Source organism: Shimia sp. R11_0, from assembly GCF_017744035.1.
In the GTDB taxonomy this organism is placed as follows: domain Bacteria; phylum Pseudomonadota; class Alphaproteobacteria; order Rhodobacterales; family Rhodobacteraceae; genus Shimia; species Shimia marina.
In genome coordinates, this window is the sequence record NZ_JAGHQY010000001.1 from 622,216 (window position 1) to 644,760 (window position 22,545).

The 22,545-nt window shown below is 55.5% G+C and carries 22 protein-coding genes; 10 read left to right on the forward strand and 12 right to left on the reverse strand.

Annotation, left to right across the window (positions count from 1 at the left end):
• Window positions 1-10: 10 nt before the first annotated feature.
• Window positions 11-2,152 carry a polyribonucleotide nucleotidyltransferase gene (gene pnp / locus J7382_RS02825; RefSeq protein WP_209066964.1) on the reverse strand — a complete coding sequence of 714 codons (2,142 nt, stop codon included), beginning with the start codon at window positions 2,150-2,152 and terminating at the stop codon, window positions 11-13.
• Between the two features lie 364 nt (window positions 2,153-2,516).
• On the opposite strand from pnp, the gene J7382_RS02830 reads away from it, so the two are divergent.
• The 3 genes from J7382_RS02830 (at window position 2,517) to J7382_RS02840 (ending at window position 4,264) form a co-directional block, all read left to right on the forward strand.
• Window positions 2,517-3,320, forward strand: coding sequence for an SGNH/GDSL hydrolase family protein (locus J7382_RS02830; RefSeq protein ID WP_247744783.1), 804 nt, complete (start codon window positions 2,517-2,519; stop codon window positions 3,318-3,320).
• 216 nt (window positions 3,321-3,536) lie between these two features.
• Entirely contained in the window at window positions 3,537-3,770 is a 234-nt protein-coding gene (locus J7382_RS02835; protein ID WP_209066966.1) for a hypothetical protein, read from the forward strand.
• Complete coding sequence (locus tag J7382_RS02840; protein ID WP_247744784.1) at window positions 3,767-4,264, forward strand: hypothetical protein; 498 nt, start codon at window positions 3,767-3,769, stop codon at window positions 4,262-4,264. Before J7382_RS02835 ends, J7382_RS02840 begins: the two co-directional genes overlap by 4 nt.
• 2 nt (window positions 4,265-4,266) lie before the next feature.
• Here J7382_RS02840 and J7382_RS02845 read toward each other — a convergent pair whose 3' ends face one another.
• The 9 genes from J7382_RS02845 to J7382_RS02885 form a co-directional block, all read right to left on the reverse strand.
• A complete protein-coding gene (locus J7382_RS02845) occupies window positions 4,267-4,998 on the reverse strand; it encodes a sterol desaturase family protein (RefSeq protein WP_058241027.1) in 732 nt (243 codons plus the stop codon).
• 65 nt (window positions 4,999-5,063) lie between these two features.
• The gene (locus tag J7382_RS02850; RefSeq protein WP_209066968.1) at window positions 5,064-6,374 is read right to left on the reverse strand and encodes an FAD-dependent oxidoreductase; all 1,311 of its coding nucleotides are present in this window, start codon (window positions 6,372-6,374) and stop codon (window positions 5,064-5,066) included.
• Between the two features lie 112 nt (window positions 6,375-6,486).
• Window positions 6,487-7,689, reverse strand: coding sequence for a GTP-binding protein (locus tag J7382_RS02855; protein ID WP_209066970.1), 1,203 nt, complete (start codon window positions 7,687-7,689; stop codon window positions 6,487-6,489).
• Window positions 7,690-7,879: 190 nt separating this feature from the next.
• Window positions 7,880-8,149, reverse strand: a complete 270-nt coding sequence (rpsO, locus tag J7382_RS02860; RefSeq protein ID WP_058241030.1) for a 30S ribosomal protein S15 — start codon at window positions 8,147-8,149, stop codon at window positions 7,880-7,882.
• 146 nt (window positions 8,150-8,295) lie between these two features.
• Entirely contained in the window at window positions 8,296-8,820 is a 525-nt protein-coding gene (locus J7382_RS02865) for a DUF1643 domain-containing protein (protein ID WP_209066972.1), read from the reverse strand.
• Between the two features lie 13 nt (window positions 8,821-8,833).
• Window positions 8,834-9,751, reverse strand: a complete 918-nt coding sequence (gene truB / locus J7382_RS02870; RefSeq protein WP_209066974.1) for a tRNA pseudouridine(55) synthase TruB — start codon at window positions 9,749-9,751, stop codon at window positions 8,834-8,836.
• Between the two features lie 169 nt (window positions 9,752-9,920).
• Window positions 9,921-11,435 (reverse strand): tripartite tricarboxylate transporter permease, encoded by a 1,515-nt coding sequence (locus tag J7382_RS02875; RefSeq protein ID WP_209066976.1) that lies wholly within the window; start codon window positions 11,433-11,435, stop codon window positions 9,921-9,923.
• Window position 11,436: 1 nt separating this feature from the next.
• The gene (locus J7382_RS02880) at window positions 11,437-11,919 is read right to left on the reverse strand and encodes a tripartite tricarboxylate transporter TctB family protein (RefSeq protein ID WP_209066978.1); all 483 of its coding nucleotides are present in this window, start codon (window positions 11,917-11,919) and stop codon (window positions 11,437-11,439) included.
• A 103-nt stretch (window positions 11,920-12,022) separates the two neighbouring features.
• Window positions 12,023-13,009 carry a tripartite tricarboxylate transporter substrate-binding protein gene (locus tag J7382_RS02885; RefSeq protein ID WP_209066980.1) on the reverse strand — a complete coding sequence of 329 codons (987 nt, stop codon included), beginning with the start codon at window positions 13,007-13,009 and terminating at the stop codon, window positions 12,023-12,025.
• Between the two features lie 108 nt (window positions 13,010-13,117).
• On the opposite strand from J7382_RS02885, the gene J7382_RS02890 reads away from it, so the two are divergent.
• Genes J7382_RS02890 through J7382_RS02900 form a run of 3 tightly spaced genes read left to right on the forward strand, consistent with a single transcriptional unit; the run spans window position 13,118 to window position 16,126 of the window.
• Window positions 13,118-13,783, forward strand: a complete 666-nt coding sequence (locus J7382_RS02890; protein ID WP_209066982.1) for a response regulator transcription factor — start codon at window positions 13,118-13,120, stop codon at window positions 13,781-13,783.
• Complete coding sequence (locus J7382_RS02895) at window positions 13,776-15,140, forward strand: sensor histidine kinase (RefSeq protein ID WP_209067573.1); 1,365 nt, start codon at window positions 13,776-13,778, stop codon at window positions 15,138-15,140. The genes J7382_RS02890 and J7382_RS02895 overlap by 8 nt, the downstream gene beginning before the upstream one ends.
• A complete protein-coding gene (locus J7382_RS02900) occupies window positions 15,119-16,126 on the forward strand; it encodes an ABC transporter substrate-binding protein (protein ID WP_209066984.1) in 1,008 nt (335 codons plus the stop codon). The genes J7382_RS02895 and J7382_RS02900 overlap by 22 nt, the downstream gene beginning before the upstream one ends.
• Window positions 16,127-16,141: 15 nt before the next feature.
• Here J7382_RS02900 and J7382_RS02905 read toward each other — a convergent pair whose 3' ends face one another.
• Window positions 16,142-16,843 (reverse strand): phosphodiester glycosidase family protein, encoded by a 702-nt coding sequence (locus J7382_RS02905; RefSeq protein WP_209067574.1) that lies wholly within the window; start codon window positions 16,841-16,843, stop codon window positions 16,142-16,144.
• 26 nt (window positions 16,844-16,869) lie between these two features.
• Window positions 16,870-17,292, reverse strand: coding sequence for a 30S ribosome-binding factor RbfA (gene rbfA, locus J7382_RS02910; RefSeq protein ID WP_209066986.1), 423 nt, complete (start codon window positions 17,290-17,292; stop codon window positions 16,870-16,872).
• A 101-nt stretch (window positions 17,293-17,393) separates the two neighbouring features.
• On the opposite strand from rbfA, the gene dapB reads away from it, so the two are divergent.
• The 4 genes from dapB (at window position 17,394) to J7382_RS02930 (ending at window position 22,514) form a co-directional block, all read left to right on the forward strand.
• Window positions 17,394-18,203 (forward strand): 4-hydroxy-tetrahydrodipicolinate reductase, encoded by an 810-nt coding sequence (dapB, locus tag J7382_RS02915; RefSeq protein WP_209066988.1) that lies wholly within the window; start codon window positions 17,394-17,396, stop codon window positions 18,201-18,203.
• A gap of 229 nt (window positions 18,204-18,432) precedes the next feature.
• Window positions 18,433-19,386, forward strand: a complete 954-nt coding sequence (locus J7382_RS02920; protein ID WP_348540002.1) for an ABC transporter substrate-binding protein — start codon at window positions 18,433-18,435, stop codon at window positions 19,384-19,386.
• 6 nt (window positions 19,387-19,392) lie between these two features.
• Window positions 19,393-20,445, forward strand: coding sequence for a glycine betaine/L-proline ABC transporter ATP-binding protein (locus J7382_RS02925; protein ID WP_209066990.1), 1,053 nt, complete (start codon window positions 19,393-19,395; stop codon window positions 20,443-20,445).
• Window positions 20,442-22,514 carry an ABC transporter permease subunit gene (locus J7382_RS02930; RefSeq protein ID WP_209066991.1) on the forward strand — a complete coding sequence of 691 codons (2,073 nt, stop codon included), beginning with the start codon at window positions 20,442-20,444 and terminating at the stop codon, window positions 22,512-22,514. Before J7382_RS02925 ends, J7382_RS02930 begins: the two co-directional genes overlap by 4 nt.
• The last annotated feature ends 31 nt before the right edge of the window (window positions 22,515-22,545 follow it).

The following is a 22,545-nucleotide window of genomic DNA, read 5'->3' on the forward strand; positions in this document are numbered from 1 at the left end:
GAGGAAGCGCTTAGTCTTCTTTCTTCTCTTTTTTCTCTGGAACGATCTCTTCGCCGGTTTCCTGATCCACAACTTTCATGGACAGGCGCACCTTGCCGCGGTCGTCAAAGCCGAGCAGTTTGACTTTCACTTCCTGACCTTCCTTCAGAACGTCGGACGGGTGGTTCAGGCGGCGGTTCTCGATCTGAGACACGTGCACCAGACCATCGCGCTTACCGAAGAAGTTCACGAAAGCACCGAAGTCGACGATTTTCACAACTTTACCGGTGTAGATCGCGCCTTCTTCTGGCTCTGCCACAATCGCGTGGATCATGTCGTAGGCTTTCTGGATCGAGTCACCGTTTGGCGATGCAATCTTGATCACGCCTTCGTCGTTGATATCGACTTTGGCGCCGGAGACTTCGACGATTTCGCGGATCACTTTACCACCGGAGCCGATCACTTCGCGGATCTTGTCGGTTGGGATGTTCATGGTCTCGATGCGCGGAGCGTGGACGGAGAATTCCGATGCGCCGGAGAGAGATTTGTTCATCTCACCCAGGATGTGCATGCGACCTTCTTTTGCCTGTGCGAGCGCTTTTTCCATGATCTCAGGTGTGATGCCTGCGACTTTGATGTCCATCTGCAGCGAGGTGATGCCGTTTTCGGTACCCGCCACTTTGAAGTCCATGTCGCCGAGGTGGTCTTCGTCACCCAGAATGTCGGTCAGGATCGCGTAGTCACCGCTGTCTTCCAGGATGAGGCCCATGGCCACACCGGCAACGGCGGATTTCAGAGGCACACCTGCGTCCATCATGGACAGAGAGCCACCGCAAACGGATGCCATAGAGGAAGAGCCGTTGGATTCGGTGATCTCAGACACAACACGCACGGTGTATGGGAAGTCGGTTGCCGCTGGCAGAACCGCCTGCAGCGCGCGCCATGCCAGTTTGCCGTGACCGATTTCGCGGCGACCGGGAGGGCCCACGCGACCAGCTTCACCCACAGAGTAGGGAGGGAAGTTGTAGTGCAGCAGGAAGTTGGAGCGGAAGTTGCCGTGCAGCGCATCGATGATCTGCTCATCGTCGCCGGTGCCCAGAGTGGTCACAACCAGCCCCTGTGTTTCACCGCGGGTGAACAGAGCGGAGCCGTGGGTCCGTGGCAGCATGCCGGTTTCACAAACGATGTCGCGGACTTCGTCAGTTTTACGGCCGTCAATGCGGGTGCCAGTTTTGACAACGTCACCACGCAGGATGCCTGCTTCGAGCTTCTTCAGAGCGGAGCCGAGGTTCGCGTCTTCGAGCTGCTCTTCAGACAGAGCTTCTTTGATCGCGTCGCGTGCGGCAGCCACAGCAGTGGTGCGTTCCTGCTTGTCACGCAGAGCGAAGGCTGCGCGCATCTGCTCTTCACCAGCAGCTTTTACCGCTTCAAACAGGTCGGCGTACTCTGGTGGTTGGAAGTCAAACGGCTCTTTGGCCGCTTCTTCGGCCAGATCAATGATCAGATCGATCACCGGCTGGATGTTCTCGTGGGCAAAGTTCACCGCGCCGAGCATCTCTGCTTCGGTCAGCTCATAAGCCTCAGATTCCACCATCATCACGGCATCTTTGGTGCCGGCCACAACCAAATCCAGACGCTGATCTGGGTTGGTGCGCAGATCCTGCATGTCGTCAACGGTTGGGTTCAGAACGTATTCGCCGTCTTCATATCCAACACGTGCACCTGCGATTGGGCCCATGAATGGCGCACCAGAGATGGTCAGTGCGGCAGAGGCTGCGATCATCGCCACGATGTCAGGGTCGTTGACCATGTCGTGCGACAGCACGGTGCACATGACCAGAACTTCGTTTTTGAAGCCATCCACAAACAGCGGGCGGATCGGACGGTCGATCAGGCGCGCGGTCAGGGTTTCTTTTTCGGTTGGGCGCGCTTCGCGCTTAAAGAAGCCACCCGGTACTTTACCAGCGGCATAGTATTTTTCTTGGTAGTGTACGGTCAGTGGGAAGAAGTCCTGACCTGGCTTTGGTGACTTAGCAAAAGTCACGTTGGCCATAACGGATGTTTCGCCCAGAGTGGCGATCACGGACCCGTCGGCCTGACGGGCAACTTTACCCGTTTCCAGTGTGAGCGTCTCTTCGCCCCACTGCATGGATTTCTTTGTTACTTCGAACATCATCGTATCCTGTCTGGGAGCTCTCCTAGGCGTATCCCAGGTCTCCCGTTTGAAATGGTGGCCCCATTGCCACCGATCCCCGTTATCTTGCTTCGAGCGCCGGGATCAGAGCGCAAGCTTTCAGATGGTCGGCCCATATCTGAAAATAGGCCTTTTGGAAACCAGATTTTGAAGAGTGGGGTTTTGGCGGAAGGGGCGCGCGTGGCAAGATGTGTTACTCTTGCTGCGTTTGGGGCAACATATTGTTTACGCGCAAACCGTGGCAATTTGGTGCGAAATTGTTGAAGATGATTGTGCTGCACGGCTTGGGGGCTTGTCGTGTGATTCTGGTAGCGCCGATGGCGTGCAATTTTAGGTATGTTCTATGAAAGCCTCTTTCTTGGTTTCTAGCTTGGTCGGCGCGGCGCTCGCCCTATTGTCAGGATGCTCTGAAGTTGATCCTTCGCCAGATGGGGCGACTGTGTCAGCTTCTGTTGATCGGTCGACAAGCGCGGACGCGTCTGATGCGAAAGATGTTGTATCCAAGAGCACAGTTTCCTCGGCTCCTGCGTCGCCACGGATCATGGCCATGGGGGATAGTATGATGGCGTGGCACGCACTGACGCAGGCCTCTGTGTCACATGCCATCGAAGATGCCCTAGATGAACCGGTCTCAAGCTATGCGGTGAGCGGTGCGCGCGTTTTATATAGCTTGCCTGTGACGGGGGCATTAGGCCTCAGAATTTCCAGTCAGTACCGCAAGGGCGATTGGGATTGGATTGTGCTCAATGGCGGCGGCAATGATCTCTGGCTGGGATGCGGGTGCGGGGCCTGCACGCGTACCATGGAAAAGCTGATTTCAGAGGATGGCAAGCGGGGGGCAATCCCTGAGATGGTGCAGAGGTTGCGCGCCACAGGCGCACAGGTTGCCTACGTTGGGTATTTGCGCAGTCCCGGCGTGTGGTCTCCGATTGAGGGGTGCCGGGACAATGGCGCAGTGTTAGAGGAGCGCATTACGCGATTGGCAGAGTTGGATTGGGGCGTTCATTTTGTCTCTTTGCAAGACTTGGTGCCAGAAGGGGATCGCAGTTTCCACGGCGTGGATATGATCCACCCGTCCCTGAAGGGGAGCCGGGAAATCGGAAAACGTGTCGCCGCCGTCATTTCCACAAATGATCAGGGCAGATAGGTCGGAGACTTAATGAAATGCGCCTAAGCCACACCATTGTGTGTGGCTTTTGTGATTCAAAGAGAATAACGGGCTTGAATAATCTGAGTAAATTTATCAGATAATATGTGCCCAGCCAGACATCGTTCAGATGAGCCGGGGTTTCCAATTATGAAGCCGCGACATCCGTCTATTACCTTGGCGCCGATGGTCGCGCATCGGCCAGAGGATCATACGATGTCCCATCTCTTTGCCACGCTTTTGGCAACTGACGATCTTGCTCAAAGAACAGGCTGTGGTTTGAAACCCGAGCTGCGTTCCGCAATGGAAGCCAGTCTGCGTTTCCCGGCGAAGGCGGCATCGCCCATGCACCATGGTCCTCTGGTGCTTGATCCGTCTGATCCGAGTGTTGTTCGGTTTCTCGTGAAATCGCCACATGGCGCGAAAACGGATATGGAGCAGAAAGCATGAGCATGCCGTACAAAAGCATAGATGTGCTTCGTACCGTTGGCTGTGACACATTTGAGATGGGTCTGCTGCCGGTGTTGCGTCATTTGGTATTGGGCATGTTGGAGGGGGAGGCCAAGGCTTGCGCACGCGCGTTTGACATCGCAATCGAACGTTATGGCGAAGCGATTGGACTGCCTGTGGCACATGGATTGCAGAAAATGGCTGTGAGCTGGTTGACCTGCCGCCAAAGCGAGAGCGGGCCTGAAATGCGCGACCCTCTGTGCCTTGAGGCAAAGAAGACCGTGACGGAAGACGAGATCCAGATTATTTCAATGGTGCATCACATGCGCCGAGACAACGCCTCAGCGGCAAGGTCGGCTGTGGCCTGTGTCACACATGGGCGCATGGATCCCGAGTTCATTCGGGCGGGCCTGTCATTTGCGCATCGTTTTCCAGCAGGGGTACGGAGAAACGCGCGCCCGGCTGGGCGCCCGAAGCTCTCTGTTGTGGCTTGAGTTTAGGTCTGTTCGGCTTTTGCACGTTTGGCGCCCGGGCGTTCGGTGATGCCGAAGGCCTTGCGCGCGGTCACAAGCCGCAGGTCTTCTGGATCCATACCCATAGACAAGAGTGTCTTGCGATCAAAACGTTCTTTTGCAGTGGCTCTGTCGTGGGCTGTACCAAAGAGACGATCAATCCAATCCAGACCAAAGCTGACTTGGAATGTGGCGTGGTGGTCTTGGAAGTGATGCGCAAGGTGCTTGCGTGTGACGTATTGCCCGAACTTTCCTTTGGGAACGTTGAGGTGGGATAGGGTGTGGCAGTATTCATACATTGCAAAGGCGGTGACCGAGCCAACAAAAAGGGCAATGTAGGACAGGGTAAAGGCCATGTTCAGGCCAAGGAAAGGCCAGAGAATCAGCGTATGTATCGCGATGGACAAAACGCCAAAGCGTACAGGATACCAATGATCGTCACCGGTAAAAAATTCGGGGTCGGTTGGATACTCGTGGTGGCCAATGTGGCTTTTGTACAGCTCATTGAATGTGCCCTGATCCGTGGGCGGTTCGCGGTGAAACAGGAAGCGATGCATCACGTATTCGACGAAAAGCTGCGCGATGTAGCCATACACCAGTACAACAGGAATCCACCACGACAGGTTTTGCGTGATCAGCCAAAGACCAACGAGCCAGAATGGAAACAGCCGATGCAGGCTGCCCATGCGTATCAATACTGACAAAGTTGCTTTCATGGTGTCCTCCCCTTTGAGAGGTGGATTTTGAGAGTGAATGGCGGCTCTGTCAAATTGACTTGGCGTCAGGTGTTAGGGGCGATCAATGGCTCGCCTCCCAGACCATGCAGGCCCTGGCGCACCAGATCTGCGACCAAGTCTTCTGTGGCTATTTTCTGCACGCTGACGCTGGCCTTTAGCGCAAGGGCGGCGGCCGTGCCGGTGGCCTGCCCCATCGTCATGCATTGTGGCATGCCACGTACGGAGGCAAATGCCACATCATCTGCTGAAACAATGCGACCCGCAAACATCAGGTTGCGGATGGTCTTGGGAACCAACGCGCGGAAGGGCAGGGTGTAATATTGCCCGGGTTGTACAATTGCTTCATGTGTCATGCTGTCTGAGTCGCGCATCACGTCATCAATGGGATTGTCACAACAGACGATGCCGTCTTCGTATTTTCGCGCCTGCGCGAGATCTGCGCCGCACACCCGCACCATCCCCTCTAATTTGCGCGTTTCACGCACGCCCACAGTGGGGCCTAACATCTTCATATGCGCATTCTCAAAGCCGGGAACGTCGCTGCGCAAAAACTGCGAGAGTTGTAGACAGCGGCGTCGGCCCTCTTGGGTGGCGCGGCTTATGCTTTGGGCATTTGTGCCATCCACACCTCGTATCACAACTGTGTTGCAGAACACCGAGCCGGGGTGAAACCCCTTCATCAGATAGAGCTTTGCGAGGTCCGGATGAAGGCGCTCCTCGCGAATGCCCACTGCTGCGTAATCCTGAAAATAGGGATCTTGCTGCGCGAAGACTCTGTCCCAATCGGCACCTTCCATGAAAAAGCTCAGGGTGACACCCATCATATTTCCATTGGTATCGCCCAGAGTGTGAGGCACGCCTGCTTTGGCAGACAAGTCGCCATCCCCAGAACAGTCGATGACAATCTTGGGGGTGACAGTATGCCTGCCATTACGGTCAAAGTAGGTGACGGAAGTGATGCTGTTATTGTGCAGAGTGGGCTGGTCGTGCGTGGCGTTTAACCGCAGATCGACACCTGCTTCTTCCAGCATTTCAAACATGGTCAGCGTGGCAATGTCGTGGTCATAAATGACTTCAGGCCCAAAATTTGCCAGCGTCGAGGCGCGCTTTTCCGCAGCTGGGGGTGACATCGCTGTGAGGCGGTTGGTCAATTCTTCGAAGATACCGCCGATGCTATGGTCGCAAGGATATCCCCCACCCCACGGCATGCCGGGGCAGAAGGCCATCACGCCGCCAATTTTGGAGTTCGCTTCCAAAAGGGTGACGGACAGCCCTTTTCGAGCTGCCGCCAGTGCTGCACCAAACCCCGCGGTGCCTCCTCCAACCACTAAGACATCAACGCTTGTGTTTTCCATGTCGCTCCGCCGCCCTGCATTTCGTTGATGCACCCTAGCCAAATTAACGCCGTCGGACAGGTAAATTATGCGACTTGCATATCAAGTTCTTAGGGCTTGGGGGCGAACCCGTTCAGGCCCGCCGCCAGAGCGGAAAAGGGTCCTCCATATCGGCATAGTCTGGAAGCGTATCGAGAGAGGCTTTCGCTACCAGGCAGTGATCAAGCTGCGCGCGCAACGTGGCCCAGTCGATGCCAGACCCAATGAAGACCAGTTCCTGACGGCGATCGCCAAAGGGCTCTGCCCAATGTTGCGCCATATATTCCTGCGCTTGAGGATGTGTCGGACGTCGTTCCTCTGGGACGGAGGCCCACCATGTGCCCAGAGGCGCAATCGAGGACAGGGCCCCTGCAAGAGAATATTCTGCCACCCAGTCCGGGCGGTTCGCGATCCAGAAGTGGCCTTTGGCGCGAATAACACCGGGCAGATCCCCATTTAAGACCGCATGGATTTTGGCAGGATCAAAGGGCTGGCGAGCACGATAGACATAGGACGTGATGCCGTACTCGTCACTTTCGGGGGTGTGATCCGCGAAGCCGTAAAGCTCCTTGGCCCACATGGGGTGCTCGTGGGCTTTGTCAAAATCAAAGAGCCCAGTGTTGAGCACCTCCATGGCAGGCACCTGACTGTGATCGGTTTCAATGATCCGGGCATCAGCGTTCAGGCTGCGAATGATCTTGCGCGCCGCATCCGTTTGGGTTGGGCCTGCGTCAGTGACCTTGTTGAGGATTACAACATCCGCAAATTCCAGCTGGTCTGTCAGCAGGTGCACAAGGGCCCGCTCGTCTTCGTCGCCCAGGGTTTCGCCGCGATCGGCAAGCAAATCGTGGCTGGCAAAGTCGCGAGGGAGGTTCACGGCGTCCACCACTGTGACCATTGTGTCCAGCCGGGCCACGTCTATGAGGCTGTTGCCAAATTCGTCTCGAAACTCAAATGTTGCGGCAACAGGCAGTGGTTCAGAGATGCCGGTGGACTCGATGAGCAAATAGTCAAAGCGGTCTTCTGCGGCTAGGCGGCGCACTTCGCTCAACAGGTCATCACGCAGGGTGCAGCAGATGCATCCGTTTGACATTTCAACCAGTGTTTCTTCGGTTTGGCTAAGCTCTGCGCCGCCTTCACGGATCAAGTCTGCGTCGATGTTCACTTCGGACATGTCATTGACGATTACGGCCACACGCAATCCGTCACGGTTGTTGAGAACGCCATTTAGCAGGGTGGTTTTGCCTGCGCCTAGGAAGCCCGAAAGCACTGTTACGGGGAGGCGGGGGTCGGTCATTGGGGAGCTCCAAGATTATATGTTATGATATAATATTACATATATGGAGATGGCTGCAAGCGGTCAGTAAATTACCTTGCCCAGGTGCGGAGGGCGCAGTCTTGTTGACAACGCAGCCAAGGGATTCCGAAGCGCCAAAAGAAAACCGCGCCCCAAGGGACGCGGTTTAAAAATCAAACTGTGGCGCGTCTTAGCGACGGATGCCCAGACGCTTGATCAGGTCCTGATAGCGTGCTTCGTCTTTGCCCTTGGTGTAGTCCAGCAGCTTACGGCGCTGAGCAACCATTTTCAGAAGACCACGGCGGCCGTGGTTATCTTTCTTGTGGGTTTTGAAGTGCTCGGTCAGGGTGTTGATGCGGGATGTCAGGATTGCAACCTGGACTTCCGGAGAACCGGTGTCGCCCTCTTTGGTTGCGAATTCTTTCATCAGGCGTGCTTTTTCTTCAACAGTGATCGACATCGGGGTCTCCTATATCAAAGGGTTTCGGGCACGAGCCGGGATGTCGTCCAGCAAGGTCCATAGAGATTTCCCTCAAGAGATTCCCTTGAGAGATGGGCGTACATAGGCGCAAAACCCTTAAAAGAAAAGGGGGAATTGCTGCACTGCTAGGTCTGGCGGTTGTTCAGTTGCCAGAGTTCCGGCTGTTGCGTGTAGGCAATGTAAAGCGGGTGGCGCGGATGCCCCGCCTTGGTGAGGCCCAGACAGTGAATATCCTGCCCGGTGCTTCGCAGTACGTCACGCATTTGAAAGCCGCGCTGCTGATGGTCGCCATGCGCTCCCCAGGCCGCGAGGATAGTATCCGCCCACAGACAGCTTTCCGCCACAACAGCGTCATTGTCAGGCCCCGCTGGCGCGGGGTGCTGGCGCATTTTCTTAGGGTCGGTTTCGCGCAGGGCAAAGATGTTCACCGCGCGAAACCCACCAAAACCCAAGGCTCTTGCACGGCGTTCGCAGCGTTCGATGGTTGGGTCGTTCTGCTGCTCGGTCGCCTTGGAAGGGTTGAGCATGATGAACAGAAGACGTGGCCGCGCGCTGTCCCAAATGCGGGTCAGCGCATAGCGATATGTCTCGCAATCAGAGTAGATCGCGGAGGAGGCGGCATCGTCTTTTTGAAAGTGGCGCGTGATCATGACCGGGGTTGTGTCAGAGATCTTCTGATTTCACAAAGACCCGGCTGGGATGCAACTCTCCGGCTTTGAAAGTGCCAACAGCCACGGCCTCACCTTCATAGCTTGCCCAGCATTCTTCGCCGTATTCAATATCATGTGCCAGCACCATGCCCGGGTTGCCATTGCGTAGGCGCACCGTGCCTTCTGGCGTGGCTTTGACTTCGGGCAGGTCAGCAAGCCCATCTTCGAGAGGGCGCAGGTGGGTATCAAGATCGGGTTGCTTTGCCATCTCGTCAATTTTCTCAATGCTCAGCCCTTCGCTGGCATCAAAAGGGCCAGACCAGATGCGACGCAGTTCGCGCACATGTCCATGGCAGCCAAGGGCCGCACCCAAGTCACGGGCGATGGAGCGCACGTAGCCGCCTTTGCCACAGGTCATTTCCAATGTGACGTGATCGTCGTCTTCACGTTCAATCATCAAAAGCTCTTCGACCCAAAGCGGGCGGGCGGCGAGTTCGACATCTTCGCCATCACGCGCCAGTTTGTAGGCGCGCTCCCCGTCAATTTTCACCGCAGAAAACTTGGGGGGCACTTGCATGATGTCGCCGACAAACTGGCCCAATGCCGCTTTGATTTCTTCGTCAGAAGGACGGCTTTCGGACTGTGCGATGATTTCGCCTTCGGCGTCGTCGGTATTGGTCGCTTGCCCCAGACGTACAGTGAACGTGTATGCCTTTAGAGCATCGGTGATGTAAGGGACCGTTTTGGTCGCTTCGCCAAGTGCCACGGCCAGAACACCGGTTGCATCAGGATCCAGGGTGCCCGCGTGACCGGCCTTCTTCGCATTGAAAGCCCAGCGAACTTTGTTCACCACAGAGGTGGAGGTCATGCCAGCGGGTTTGTCGACCACAAGCCAGCCAGAAATGTCGCGTCCTTTGCGTTTGCGTCCCATGCTTTTGACCTCTTGATGTGCAGTGAAGGCGGCGACCTACCGGATTGGTTTGATCCTGTCAATTTAACCGGATCGAAAAAACACCCAAAGAGAAAGGCCATCGGATCTTCGAGACCCAATGGCCATGTATGTTCTTAAAGACAGGAGCCCTGACATGGTGGCAAAGGGGTCAATCTCCGTCGGCGATGCCTTCTGCGCGCAAACGTGCACGGCGGGCCCGAAAGCTTGGCAACAGCACCAGCAATAGTGCGATGACTAATAAACCCAATGTCATTGGGCGCTCCCAGATGAAGGCAATGCCATCGTAGAGCTGCATAGAGCGGGAAAAATTGTCTTCTAGCATGCCACCGAGGATGAAGCCGATCAGCAATGGTGCCAGTGGATAATCCGCAAAACGCAGCGCTGTAGCGCACACACCAAACCCCACAAGGATCAAGAGTTCAGTGGCGTTGTTTTGCCCGATATAGGCGCCCATCAGCGTGAAGAACAGAATGAAGGGTATCAGGTAGTTCCGCGGTACAGAAAGCACTTTGGCGATGTAGGGAATCAGTGGCAGGTTCAGGATCAGAAGGATCAGATTGCCAATGTACATCGAGATGATCACCGCCCAGAAAATCTGTGGCTCGTCGATCATCAACCGTGGCCCCGGAGTGACGTTCAACGCAATCAGCGCTCCAAGCAGGATGGCGGTCGTGCCCGAGCCGGGAATGCCGAGGGTCAGTAGAGGTACAAAGGATCCGGTACATGCTGCATTGTTGGCGGTCTCCGGCGCAGCGAGGCCTTTGATGGAACCTTTGCCAAATTCTTCCTGTTCTTCTTTCGTGGCGATGTTGCGTTCCACCGCATAGCCTAGAAAGCTGGCAATGGTTGCGCCCGCTCCGGGAAGCACGCCGATGAAAAACCCTTGCAGAGACTGACGCCCAATAACAGGTGTGATCGCTTTGGCTTCGTCTTTGGTGATGCGTAGGTCTTTGATTTCGTCATCACCATTTTCGCCAGGCAAACGTGGTTTGAGCACGAGGAAAAGCGCCTCTGGCAGGGCGAACATGGCCATCGCGAGGGTAATGAAGCCGAAGCCTGATTGCAGATCCATAATGCCCATTGTGAAGCGCGGCATGTTAAATAAAGCGCCTTCGCCAACGGTGGCCATCATCAATCCGAGGACCGTCATCATCAACGCCTTGGCAACTTGCCCGGTGCCCGCAAACGCGGCAATGGCTGACAGGCCAACCACCATCAGCGCAAAGTATTCGGCGGAGTGAAATAACAGAGCGACGGATGACAGCATGGGCGCAAAAATCATCAGCAACAGTGCGCCAATTGTTCCCCCTGCGAAGCTGGCAATCGCAGCCACCGTGAGCGCTTTGCCCGCCTTGCCTTGTTTGGCCATTGGATAGCCATCAAAGCTTGATGCCACAGTGCCAGCGACCCCCGGCGCGTTGAGTAGGATGGAGGAGGTGGAGCCGCCAAAGATGGCGCCGTAATAAACGCCAGCTAAGAGAATGAGGGCGGCGGAGGCGTCTCCCATCGAGATGGCGACCGGGATCATAATGGCAATGATCGACATTGGGCCTAAGCCTGGGAGCATGCCGATAAATGTGCCGATCAGGCAGCCACCAATCACCATGAGTAGGTTTTGGATGGAAAAGGCCGTTTGCAGACCGATCATGAGTCCTTCAAGCATGTCAGCCTCCGATAAAGCCCGGCAGCGGGCGCATATAGATACCGAGCACTTCTTGCACGAGATACCAGACAATAAGAGTTGCTGCGGCAGCGACGGGTATCATGATGTGCCATTTGCGCTCCCCGAGAATGAAAGATCCAAACATCAGAAAACCGCTGGTGGAGAGAATAAAACCGACGGGGCGCAACATCAGCGCATAGATCACCATTAGCCCAAGCAGGATGAGCGCCTGGCCCAGCTTGTATTCATGCAGTCGGCGGTAATCGATATCGCCAATTTTGACTTCTACTTTTTCCAATCCAAGCAGGATGATGGAGGAGGCCATGATGCCGAAAATAGATAGAACCTTGGGGAACGTACTGGGCCAGATAGGGTTGCGTTTCATGAATGGGGCCAGGCTGCCGTCCATCGTAAACCAGGCCGCGTAGCCATAGGTGAGACAGATGCCCAGCAAGATCAGCGCGATCCAGCGATCAAGAGCCATGAAGCTCTCCTTCCATTGAATATAGGGGGCGGTTGGGGGCTGCACGCCGCTCCAAATTCGGCAGAGCGTAGCCCCGCTCTGCCGTTGTCTTCAGCGTATGTGATTACAGGAAGCCGAGCTTTTTCATGAGGTCGCCGATGACTTTCTCTTGGTCCTCAAGGAAGCTTTGGAAATCATCGCCGCTGTTGTGGATATTGACCCAACCGTTGCGCGCGCGAACCTCTTCCCATTCATCAGTTTCATACATTTTGCTCAGGGCTGCCTGATACATGGCAAGCTTGTCGTCCGGCAGGCCGGGAGCCGCGAAGAAGCCGCGCCAGTTCACAAACTCCGTATCGATGCCCTGCTCTTTCATGGTCATCGCATCTGGCGCCGCAGAGACGCGGTCGCCAGAGGTCACGCCAATGATTTTGACTTCGCCTGCATTGGAGAGATCCACCGCTTCGGAAAACCCAGTCGACAGGGCTGCGATTTCCCCTGACAGCAATGCCGCCATGGCTTTGCCACCGGCGTCATAGGGGATGTATTTCACACCCAATGCGTCTTTGCCTGCTGCTTCCATAACCATGGCTGCAACGAGGTGATCCATGCCGCCAGGCACCGACCCGCCACCGATGGCTGTTGCAGAAGGATCTGCATCATAGGCTGCGATCAGGTCGTCCATGGAGTTGATCGGGCTGTCTTTGCCGACAACGATCGCAGCATAGTCGCCGATTGTGCCTGCGACCAAAGTCAGATCACGGAAGTTGTGTGGAAAAACGCCAGTCAGGGAGCGGATCACGATCGGGGTGGAGTTCACCATCAGCGTGCCGTGGTTGCTGTCTGCATTTTCGATCAGATACCCAATGGCTTTACCGCCGCCACCACCAGACATGTTTTCATATGAAGCGTTGCCCACGATGCCCGCTTTGGTCAGAGCTTCGCCGGTGCCGCGTGCGGTACCGTCCCAGCCGCCGCCGGCGCCGCCGGGGATCAGAAAGTGGATGCTGTCCACTGATTTATGCCCGTCTGCAAGGGCTGGCCCGCCAAAGGCCATGGCCGCCACAGCGGTCGCCATCAGGGCGCGACGGCCCAGGTCAAATCTTTTCATGATGTCCTCCCAATTTGACAACTGAACGAAAGCTGGCTCAGTTGGGGGACACTCAAACACGGCTACCTGTCACAAACCTGTCATGCCGAACGAAAGGTGCATGAGGCGATGAAATTCCTGCTGGTCGAAGACAATATGGAACTGGCGCAAGCCATCAGCGCACGCCTGCAAATGGATGGTCATGTCGTTGATCATGCAAATAAAATTGAGGATGCATCTGCTTTCGTTGAAACGGGTGACTACGATCTGATCCTACTGGATATCATGCTGCCTGATGGTGATGGTCGTAGCTTTTTGAGACAGCATCGGGCAGGCAAAAATGACACGCCGGTGATTGTGTTGACCGCCCGCTCACAGGTCAGCGACAGAATCAGTATGCTCGATTTAGGGGCGGATGATTACGTGACCAAACCCTTTGATCATGAAGAGTTGCAGGCGCGTTGCCGAGCGGTTTTGCGCCGCAAAGCGGGGCATGCCCAGCCCGTCGTGCAACTGGGGAATGTTGTTTTGGATCCTGTGGCGGGGCAGTTGCGCATTGGGGATCAGGTTGTGACTTTGCGCAACCGTGAATTGAGGCTGCTGGAACTCTTGATCAACGCGCCAGGGCAGATTTTCTCAAAAGCAAAGCTGGCTGATCGTTTGTTCTCTTACGACGAAGATGTTTCTGAGAACGCGATAGAGGTCTATATCGGTCGGCTAAGACGGCACCTCGGCGCGTCATCTTTACAAATCACCACGTTGCGTGGATTGGGATACCGACTTGATCATGCGTGATGTGGCGAATGTTTCAGGTTCGCTGCGCGCGCGGTTGGCGCTCACCTTGATTGGCGGTGCGGCTGGGCTTGCGATACTGCTTTTTTTTGTTGTGCGTAGCTACGCCGCTCAGATCGCACAACAGGGGCAGGATCGCATTCTGGATGCCTCTGTCACCTCTATTTTGGACGCGGCCAGCCTGAGAGATGGCGTCGTCGAAGTCGATTTTCCCTATGCCGCTTTCGCAATTTTGAGCACTGAAGAAGACGATCGTGTTTTTTACGCGATCCATCAGGACGGCGTGCTGCTTTCTGGATATGAGAACCTCCCTCAGCATCCTTTTGATGGCGGTCAGCGTGGTCATGTGACCACCGAAATACGAGGGGACGCGATCCGAGTGGTGTCTGGTGGGCGCACTTTGGTGGAGGCTGACACCCGAACGCATGTCACGGTCTCAGTGGCGCAGACACAGGATGCTTTGCAGCAGACGCTCAATCGAATTTCCCGCAATGTCGCCTATTTTGGAGTTGGGTTCTTTTTCTTATCTGTTCTGGTCGCGTCATGGGCAACCTCCACGACCATTCGCCCATTGGAGCGGTTGACCACATCGATAACAAAACGCGGCCCCAAAGACCTCAGTCCTGTTGGGCAGCCTGTGCCTATGGAAATGGGGCCGTTGGTTACATCTCTCAACAACTTGATGGCGCGTCTTGATACGTCACTGCAGCAGTCCGAAGACTTTATAGCGGAAGCTGCACATCGTGTTCGTACGCCTCTTGCCACGGTCAGAAGCCATGCAGAAACCACGCTGCAACGTGTGGAGAGAGAAGATAATCGGCAAGCTTTGCGGGCCATGGTCCGGGCGATAGACGAAAGCTCTCGTGCCGCAGGGCAGCTGCTTGATCATGCGATGATTACGTTTCGGGCCGACCATCTCGAACGAGAAGAACTGGACCTTGTTGTTCTGGCGCAGGATTTGGTGATCCGCCTGACCCCAGTTGCCGAAATGAAAGACATTGCGCTCACGGTGATCAGCGCACCGGAGGTAAAAACCACGGGGGATCCCATTTTACTTCAGAACGCACTGCGCAATCTCATTGATAATGCGTTGAAATACTCACCTGTCGAAAGCGAAATACTCATTCGAGTGGCTGCAGAGCCATATCCTATGGTGGTGGTCGAGGATGAAGGACCGGGTTTTCCAAAGGGGCAAATTACGACACTCGCTGCTCGTTTTTCGCGCGGAGACAATGCGAAAGGCATTATCGGCTCTGGTCTTGGTTTGACCATCGCGCAGGATGTGGCCGCTGCACATGGGGGGGCATTGTCGTTGGAAAACCGTGAAGAGGGGGGCGCATGCGTTACGTTTTCGCTTTGATATTGTGGCTTCTGCCGATGTTTGTTCTTGCGCAGGATTGGGAAGATCAAAGCCGCTTTGAGAGTCCTGAAAGTGCGTCTGTACTGCGAATTTTATCCAGTACGGATACAGCCTTATTCGCACCGATCATTGAAGCTTTCATTGTCACGCATCCGCGTGTCTCAGTTGAGTATTTTGTCACGGGTACGGCGCAGATTGATGACGTCTTTCGCAATGCGCCGGAGCGTTTTGATGTGGTGATTTCAAGCGCCATGGATTTGCAACTCAAGCTGGTTAACGATGGGTATGCCATGGCTTTGCCTGATTTGGGGGAGCCAGAGTGGGCGCATTGGCATGACAGTCTTTTTGCTTTTACAGCAGAGCCCGCCACGATTGTGATCAATCGGTCCGCGTTCCCAGATGGTGAGGTGCCCGCAACACGCCGTGCACTGGTGCAGGCTTTACGGGCACGGCCGGATGTATTTCGAGGACGTGTGGGGACTTATGACGTTCGCGCGTCCGGGCTCGGGTACCTTTTTGCCACGCAGGATGCCCGTGCGTCCGAAACCTATTGGCGTTTGATGGAAGTAATGGGGGGCTTGGATGCGCAGCTCTATTGTTGTTCGGGCGAAATGATTGATGATCTTATTTCCGGGAATTTGCTGGTCGCCTACAACGTATTGGGCAGCTATGTCGCTGCGCGAGAAGATCGTGCAGAGCTTTTGGAAATCGTACTGCCCTCAGACTTTCCAACCATCATGATGCGCACTGCGTTTGTAAGTGACCAGACGAAAAGACCTTCTGAAGCTGCCGATTTTGTACAGCATTTGCTTGAGATACAGCAGGGCGTGCCCGATGCCGCCAAGTTTCCCTTGCCGTCTTTGGCTCAAACTCCGATTGCAATGGTGCAAAGTGTGATTTCTTTGGAACCCGCTTTGATGACCTATCTAGACCCTTTGAAAAGGCGGACCTTTTTGAAGGAGTGGAGCAGCGCGATCATTCAATAGCTGCCTCCAAAAGGCTCACTTGGAATCGACCACACCGACCATTGGCCCGAGCCAGAACCCTGCATCCGATCGGTCAAGTTGGGGCGCGTGCAGACGGCTGACTTTGCCGTCAAAATAAAGCGCGTTTGGCGTCTTGAGGACATCTCGAAAGAAACGCCCAAAGCGATGAAATGTGACTGGCGTATTGGAGATCACAAAATAGGCGGTTGTGCCATCTTTGGACGTGCCCACACCATTGCGTAAAAAGCGTGATGTGCTGTCTTTCAAAAACCGCGGATGGAGGGCACCGTCAATCACCAGCATCGGGCCGGATTGTGTGGCGTCGCGGCATTCGGGGGCTTGTTTGGCGAAGGTCAGTGTTTCAATGACCCGCGCGGATTTGGGTGTGATACAAAACACGCCGTTGGGCAAAAGTCCAAAATTGCCGCTGCTCGCATTGGTGAGAAGCGGCGCTTGTTCTTTGTTATTCTCGACATAGTAGCCAACCGGGCTGCGGTTGGCATGATACATGCCCGCGTTCATTGCAAAAGCGAGCTTTTGTTCGTCTGCAAGGTCGCGTTCGATATCACGAAATTGCCCCAACACTGTGCCGCTGTCATCTCTCAGAAAAAGGCGCAGGTCTTCTTGGGTGACATCGACGGTACAGACCGTCATGCTCGTGCCTTCAAAGTCTTCGTCCTGACATGTCACCGCACTGGCCCAGCCAGGGAGGAACATCACCAGAAGGAAGGCAGCATAGCGGATCACGGGGCGTCACTGTCCTCTGCGTCGGGCTTGGCCACATCTGCCTGAACGCGTTCATCAGACAGCATGCGCCGCGTGGCGTCCATCTGATCAAAAGTGGTGTCGATGCGGAAGCGTAGATCAGGTGCATGCTTCAGTTTGGCTTTGCGACCGATGATGCGGCGTAATTCCCCTTTGTGACGGGCCAGAAGTGCAATCGCTTCTTCCTGTTTGTCGCCCCCCAAAGGCAGTACAAACACCGTTGCTATGCTGAGATCAGGAGTCACGCGCACTTCGCCTACCGTCAGGGACAGGCGGGTGATATCGGGGTCATGCAATTCGTCACGCAGCAGGACTTCGGACAGGGTGCGCCGGATCAGTTCGCCAACACGCAACTGACGCTGGGAGGGGCCACGGCCCTCAGAGAAAGAGTTCTTTGCCATAAGCTTCACTTAGGCTTTCTGACAGGCTTTGCCAAGCTGGATTGCTTTCTATAAGCAGAGGGCAACGTCGTATTGGCAGCCTGATAATTGGAGAGCCCCTCATGCAAGACTTGCCCGGAATCGTCATCACCGGAGCCTCAGGACGTATGGGGCAGATGTTGATCAAGACCGTTGTGGAAAGTGACAAAGCCAAACTTGTGGGCGTGGTTGAGCGCGAAGGGCATGAGTGGGTTGGCCGCGATATTGGCGAGGCTATGGGTGGGGCGTCTCTTGGGGTGACGGTTACAGATCAGGCGCTTGATGCTTTTGCCAAGGCACAGGCGGTGATCGACTTCACAGCACCTGCTGCCACAGTGCAATTTGCCAAATTGGCGGCGCAGGCGCGTGCGGTGCATGTGATCGGTACAACTGGCATGACAGAGGATGACATCGCCCAATTGGGCCCCTGTGCGCGTCATGCGGTAATTGTGCGGGCTGGCAATATGAGCCTTGGTGTCAATCTGTTGACCAAATTGACCGAGAAAGTTGCCGCTGCTCTTGATGAGGATTTCGATATCGAGATCATTGAGGCGCATCATCATCACAAAGTGGATGCGCCCAGTGGCACCGCTTTGATGCTGGGAGAGGCCGCTGCGCAGGGGCGGGGCGTTGCGCTTTCGGATGTTGCGGATCGTGGCAGAGATGGAATCACCGGTGCCCGTAAACGTGGCGACATTGGCTTTATGGCTATTCGTGGCGGAGACATTGTTGGAGAGCACGACGTTCTTTTTGCGGCGGCAGGGGAGCGCATTGTGTTGCGTCACCTTGCAACGGACCGTGCAATCTTCGCGCGTGGCGCTCTGAAGGCAGCGCTTTGGGGGCAAGGTCAAAAGCCCGGCGAATATGACATGCTGGATGTGTTGGGGCTGTAACTTTTAGCCTAAGATACTGAAGTTAAATTGCGATTTCATATATGTTCCGCCGGTGGTGTGCTGGCGGGGGCTGGTTGGTATCGCCTCAAAAACACGCTACTCTTTGGCTGTGGTCGACAAAAGATGTATTTTTTGTTGGCAGGTGGATGTTCGTGTGTTTTTATGCGGTCAGTCAAAAACTTAAATGATCATTTAAAAAATGACTCGCAGGGAGAGATGCATGACCAAGATTTTGAAAGCCAGCTTGTCTGCTTTGGCCGTGACTGCAGTGGCAATGTCCGCTCAGGCTGCTGAACTGGGGGCTGCGGATGAGCCAATCAAACTGGCCCTGAATGAATGGACGGGCCAGCACGTGACCACGCATGTTGCCGGTGAGATGCTTAAGGCCGCTGGCTACGAGGTTGAATATGTCACCGCCGGGATGATGAACCAGTTTCAGGCCATTGCGGATGGAGACATCCACGCGACGCTGGAAATCTGGTCTTCGAACGTCTCTGATCAATATGCTGTGCTGAAAGATGACGGCAAACTTGAAGAGCTGTCGGATCTTGGTCTGAATGCGCGCGAAGGCATTGCCTACCCCGCACATGTGGCCGATCTCTGTCCGGGCCTGCCAGCCTGGGAAGCGTTGAAAGACTGTGCCATCAATTTTGCCACTGCTGAAACTCTACCCGCAGGCCGCTTGGTGGATTACCCTGCGGATTGGGGGACACCGGGAGCAGATCGCATGGTGGGGCTGGATCTGCCATTCAAGGCAGTGCCAGCAGGCTCTGAGGGGGCGTTGATCGCAGAATTGCGCGCGTCTACTGAGAAAAAGTCTCCATTGCTGATCACCTTCTGGCAGCCGCACTGGGCCATGTCTGCATATGATGTGAAATTTGTGGAACTTCCCGCAGGTGAGGATGCATGTTTCACGGATCCAGCCTGGGGGCCAAATCCAAACGCCATCAATGATTGTGACTTCTCTGCCAGCCGTATTTTCAAGGCAGCATGGCCGGGTCTGAAAGACAAATGGCCAGCCGCACATGAGATTTTGGTGAATTATCAGCTGTCTGTGGAAGCACAGCAGCCGATGATGGGCGCCGTGGATGTTGACGGTGACTCCGTTGAAGAGGTTGTTGCCGAGTGGATGGCCGCCAATGAAGGCGCCTGGAAGCCCGTTGTCGACGCTGCAACCAAGTAAGACCAAATGACTGAAAAAAATAGCACCGCTCCGGCGATTGCCGTCGAAGACCTTTGGCAGGTCTTCGGCGAAAACGCCGCTTCTGCACTGCGTGATGCACGTAGTGTTGGGGATGACAAAAGTATCGCGGAAAAGCTCAAGGAAAAAAGCCTCATCCCGGCCGTTCGTGCCGCGAATTTTGAGGTAAAGTCAGGTGAGCTCTTTGTGATTATGGGCCTGTCGGGCTCCGGTAAATCGACTCTCATCCGTTGCATTTCGCGTCTGATTGAGCCGACCGCCGGGTCGGTGCGCATCGACGGCGAAGATATTCTGCAGGCCAGCGACAAGCGGTTGATTGAGCTGCGCCGTCACAAGCTTGGCATGGTCTTTCAGCACTTCGGCCTGTTCCCGCACATGACCGTGGCGGACAATGTTGGCTTCCCTTTGAAAATGCAGGGGATGGGCAAGGCCGAGCGCCGCGCGCGCGCTTTGGAAGTGCTTGAGATGGTTGATCTGAACGGGCGTGAAGACACATATCCGCGCAACCTGTCAGGGGGGCAGCGTCAGCGCGTCGGAATCGCGCGCAGCTTGGCCGTGAACCCAGATATCTGGTTTCTTGATGAACCGTTTTCGGCTTTGGATCCCCTCATTCGCCGCCAATTGCAGGATGAATTCCTCAATATCCAAGCGACTCTGAAAAAGTCGATCGTCTTCATCACGCATGATATTCAGGAAGCCCTCAAGCTTGCTGATCGTATTGCGATTATGAAAGACGGGGAAGTGGTGCAGATTGGCACCCCGGAAGAGATCATTCTGCATCCGGTGAATGACTATGTCGCAGAGTTTTCCAAAGATGTTCCCAAAGGGCGTCACGCACGGGTGGAATCCGTCTTGATGGAGGGCATCCCGGCCAATATGCCCGATGATCCCGGCATTCGCGTGGGCATGAGCATCGACGCGGCGCTGAGCAAATGTATGGATCTGTATGAGCCGGTGCCTGTGCGGGACGCGCAGGGTGAGTTGATTGGCGCGGTCAATCCGCATGAACTTGCCAAAGCTTTGCAGGCAGAAGAAACATGAGCGCCGTTGAGACAGCCTTCCAAGATCAGGCGCGCAGGCTACAGATCACGCGGGGGAGTGTCGCGGCGCTTCTGGTGCTGGTGATTGCCGCAATCTGCCGATTTTGGGGAGAGGAGTTGACTTGGCTGGTGAGCTGGCCTGATGCGCTGACTGTGCCGATGACCGATTGGGTCGGCGCGGGCGTCGGTTGGTTTTTGGCGGTGTTCAAGCCGATTGCACGTGTCTTTTCCTATCTTCTTGAATTTCCAATGACATGGGTCGGTGGGCTGTTGGGCGGCGCGCCCTGGCCGCTTATCTTGGGCAGCGTCACTGCGCTTGGCTGGTTGATCGGCGGCGCGCGCATGGCCGCTCTTGGCTTCTTCGGCTTTGGCTTTGTTGTGATCAGTGGCTATTGGCTTGAGGGTATGAACACGCTTGCTCTGGTGGCGGTCTCCGTGCCGTTGGCGGCGCTGTTGGGGGCGGGCATTGGCATTCTTGCCTTCGAATATCCGAAACTCAAAAGCAGTGTGAATGTGGTTTTGGATGTGATGCAGACCATGCCGACGTTTGCCTATCTCACGCCTCTGCTTGTACTCTTTGGCTTTGGTCCCGTGGTGGGGCTGATTGCCTCTGCAATCTTTGCAGCACCGCCAATGGCGCGTAACGTCTTGTTGGGACTTGAGCGTGTGGAGCCAGAAATCCGCGAGGCGGCCGTGATGTCTGGTGGCACCCGGCGCCAACAGTTGTTTTTGGTAGAATTGCCCGCTGCGTCACAACAGATCATGGTGGGCTTCAACCAATGTCTGATGGCGGCGTTGAGTATGGTCATTATCGCGGCGGTGATTGGCGGTTTTGAGGATATCGGCTGGGAAGTGCTCCTGACCATGCGCAAGGCGTTGTTTGGACCCGCGTTTCTTGCAGGATCTGTGATTGTGGTGTTCGCCGTTGTGATTGACCGCATGTCCGCCGCGCTGGCAGAGCCACGCCCGGCGCAGGACAAACGCGTGGCGCTGGGCATTTTTGCCATTGGTGCGCTGGTGGCTGTCTGGGCCGTGATCGCGGGGTGGAACCCGGCGGGTATTGCCGCCATGGATGGTGTCGCCGACAAAGTTGATCATGGGGTGGGACAATTCACGGCAAATCACGGTGCCACGTTGGACACGATCAAGAACACCTCCATGTTCTATGGATTGTTGCCATTGCGGATTGGTCTGTCGGATGCGGTATTGCCGTTCACGTGGGGCTTTGCATGGACGACGCAGCATAGCCTTGTTTTTTACGCTGTCTTTGCTGCGATCGCTGCACTTGTCGCGTTGCGGGGACATCTGCCTCAGGCTGGCCTGGTATTGATTGGTGCCTATGTGCTTGAGACGGGCATTGCACAATTGCCTTGGGCCTGTGTGATCTTTGGTGTTGGTGCCGTTGGTTGGGTCGCAGGGGGGCGTAAGCTGGCCATTCAGGTGGGCGTGCTGCTTGGGCTAATCTTGGTTTCGGGCCTTTGGGAGCGTGCCTTGCTGTCGCTGTATCTGAGTGGGGCATCTGTTGCAGCCTGTGCTCTTGTTGGCGGTGTGCTTGGGTTTTGGTCCGCCATGAGCCCGCGGGCATGGATGGTGATCCGCCCTGTCTGTGACACATTGCAGACCATTCCGCTGTTCGTCTTTCTGATCCCTGTGCTTATGTTTTTCCAAATCGGAGAATTCTCTGCGTTTCTGGCTATTTGCATGTATGCGGTTGTGCCTATGATCCGCTACACGCGGCATGGTTTGAACTCCACGCCAGAAGAAATGATCGAAGCGGCTACGGCCAGCGGGGCAGGTAAGTGGCAAACCATGTTTGAGGTACGTGCACCCTATGCGGCGCCGACAATCCTTCTCGGGCTTAATCAGACCATTCTCTATGCGTTTGCTATGTTGGTGATTGCTGCGTTGATTGGGACGACGGGCTTAGGTCAGTCCATCTTTCTAGCGCTTGGGCAGGCTGATGTGGGCCTTGGGGTCACCGCAGGAGTGGCGATGGCCATACTTGCTCTGGTGGCAGACCGACTGGTGCAAGGGTTTGCCGAAGAGCGCAAGCAGGCTCTAGGCCTGTAAGGGGCATCAATAGAGATGCGAGCGACCGGTT

What these genes read in the sequence shown, in the direction of transcription:
- pnp (WP_209066964.1), bottom strand. Translation starts at nt 2,152, where the DNA reads ATGTTCGAAGTAACAAAGAAATCCATGCAGTGGGGCGAAGAGACGCTC.
- J7382_RS02830 (WP_247744783.1), top strand. Translation starts at nt 2,517, where the DNA reads ATGAAAGCCTCTTTCTTGGTTTCTAGCTTGGTCGGCGCGGCGCTCGCC.
- J7382_RS02835 (WP_209066966.1), top strand. Translation starts at nt 3,537, where the DNA reads ATGTCCCATCTCTTTGCCACGCTTTTGGCAACTGACGATCTTGCTCAA.
- J7382_RS02840 (WP_247744784.1), top strand. Translation starts at nt 3,767, where the DNA reads ATGAGCATGCCGTACAAAAGCATAGATGTGCTTCGTACCGTTGGCTGT.
- J7382_RS02845 (WP_058241027.1), bottom strand. Translation starts at nt 4,998, where the DNA reads ATGAAAGCAACTTTGTCAGTATTGATACGCATGGGCAGCCTGCATCGG.
- J7382_RS02850 (WP_209066968.1), bottom strand. Translation starts at nt 6,374, where the DNA reads ATGGAAAACACAAGCGTTGATGTCTTAGTGGTTGGAGGAGGCACCGCG.
- J7382_RS02855 (WP_209066970.1), bottom strand. Translation starts at nt 7,689, where the DNA reads ATGACCGACCCCCGCCTCCCCGTAACAGTGCTTTCGGGCTTCCTAGGC.
- rpsO (WP_058241030.1), bottom strand. Translation starts at nt 8,149, where the DNA reads ATGTCGATCACTGTTGAAGAAAAAGCACGCCTGATGAAAGAATTCGCA.
- J7382_RS02865 (WP_209066972.1), bottom strand. Translation starts at nt 8,820, where the DNA reads ATGATCACGCGCCACTTTCAAAAAGACGATGCCGCCTCCTCCGCGATC.
- truB (WP_209066974.1), bottom strand. Translation starts at nt 9,751, where the DNA reads ATGGGACGCAAACGCAAAGGACGCGACATTTCTGGCTGGCTTGTGGTC.
- J7382_RS02875 (WP_209066976.1), bottom strand. Translation starts at nt 11,435, where the DNA reads ATGCTTGAAGGACTCATGATCGGTCTGCAAACGGCCTTTTCCATCCAA.
- J7382_RS02880 (WP_209066978.1), bottom strand. Translation starts at nt 11,919, where the DNA reads ATGGCTCTTGATCGCTGGATCGCGCTGATCTTGCTGGGCATCTGTCTC.
- J7382_RS02885 (WP_209066980.1), bottom strand. Translation starts at nt 13,009, where the DNA reads ATGAAAAGATTTGACCTGGGCCGTCGCGCCCTGATGGCGACCGCTGTG.
- J7382_RS02890 (WP_209066982.1), top strand. Translation starts at nt 13,118, where the DNA reads ATGAAATTCCTGCTGGTCGAAGACAATATGGAACTGGCGCAAGCCATC.
- J7382_RS02895 (WP_209067573.1), top strand. Translation starts at nt 13,776, where the DNA reads ATGCGTGATGTGGCGAATGTTTCAGGTTCGCTGCGCGCGCGGTTGGCG.
- J7382_RS02900 (WP_209066984.1), top strand. Translation starts at nt 15,119, where the DNA reads ATGCGTTACGTTTTCGCTTTGATATTGTGGCTTCTGCCGATGTTTGTT.
- J7382_RS02905 (WP_209067574.1), bottom strand. Translation starts at nt 16,843, where the DNA reads ATGTTCCTCCCTGGCTGGGCCAGTGCGGTGACATGTCAGGACGAAGAC.
- rbfA (WP_209066986.1), bottom strand. Translation starts at nt 17,292, where the DNA reads ATGGCAAAGAACTCTTTCTCTGAGGGCCGTGGCCCCTCCCAGCGTCAG.
- dapB (WP_209066988.1), top strand. Translation starts at nt 17,394, where the DNA reads ATGCAAGACTTGCCCGGAATCGTCATCACCGGAGCCTCAGGACGTATG.
- J7382_RS02925 (WP_209066990.1), top strand. Translation starts at nt 19,393, where the DNA reads ATGACTGAAAAAAATAGCACCGCTCCGGCGATTGCCGTCGAAGACCTT.
- J7382_RS02930 (WP_209066991.1), top strand. Translation starts at nt 20,442, where the DNA reads ATGAGCGCCGTTGAGACAGCCTTCCAAGATCAGGCGCGCAGGCTACAG.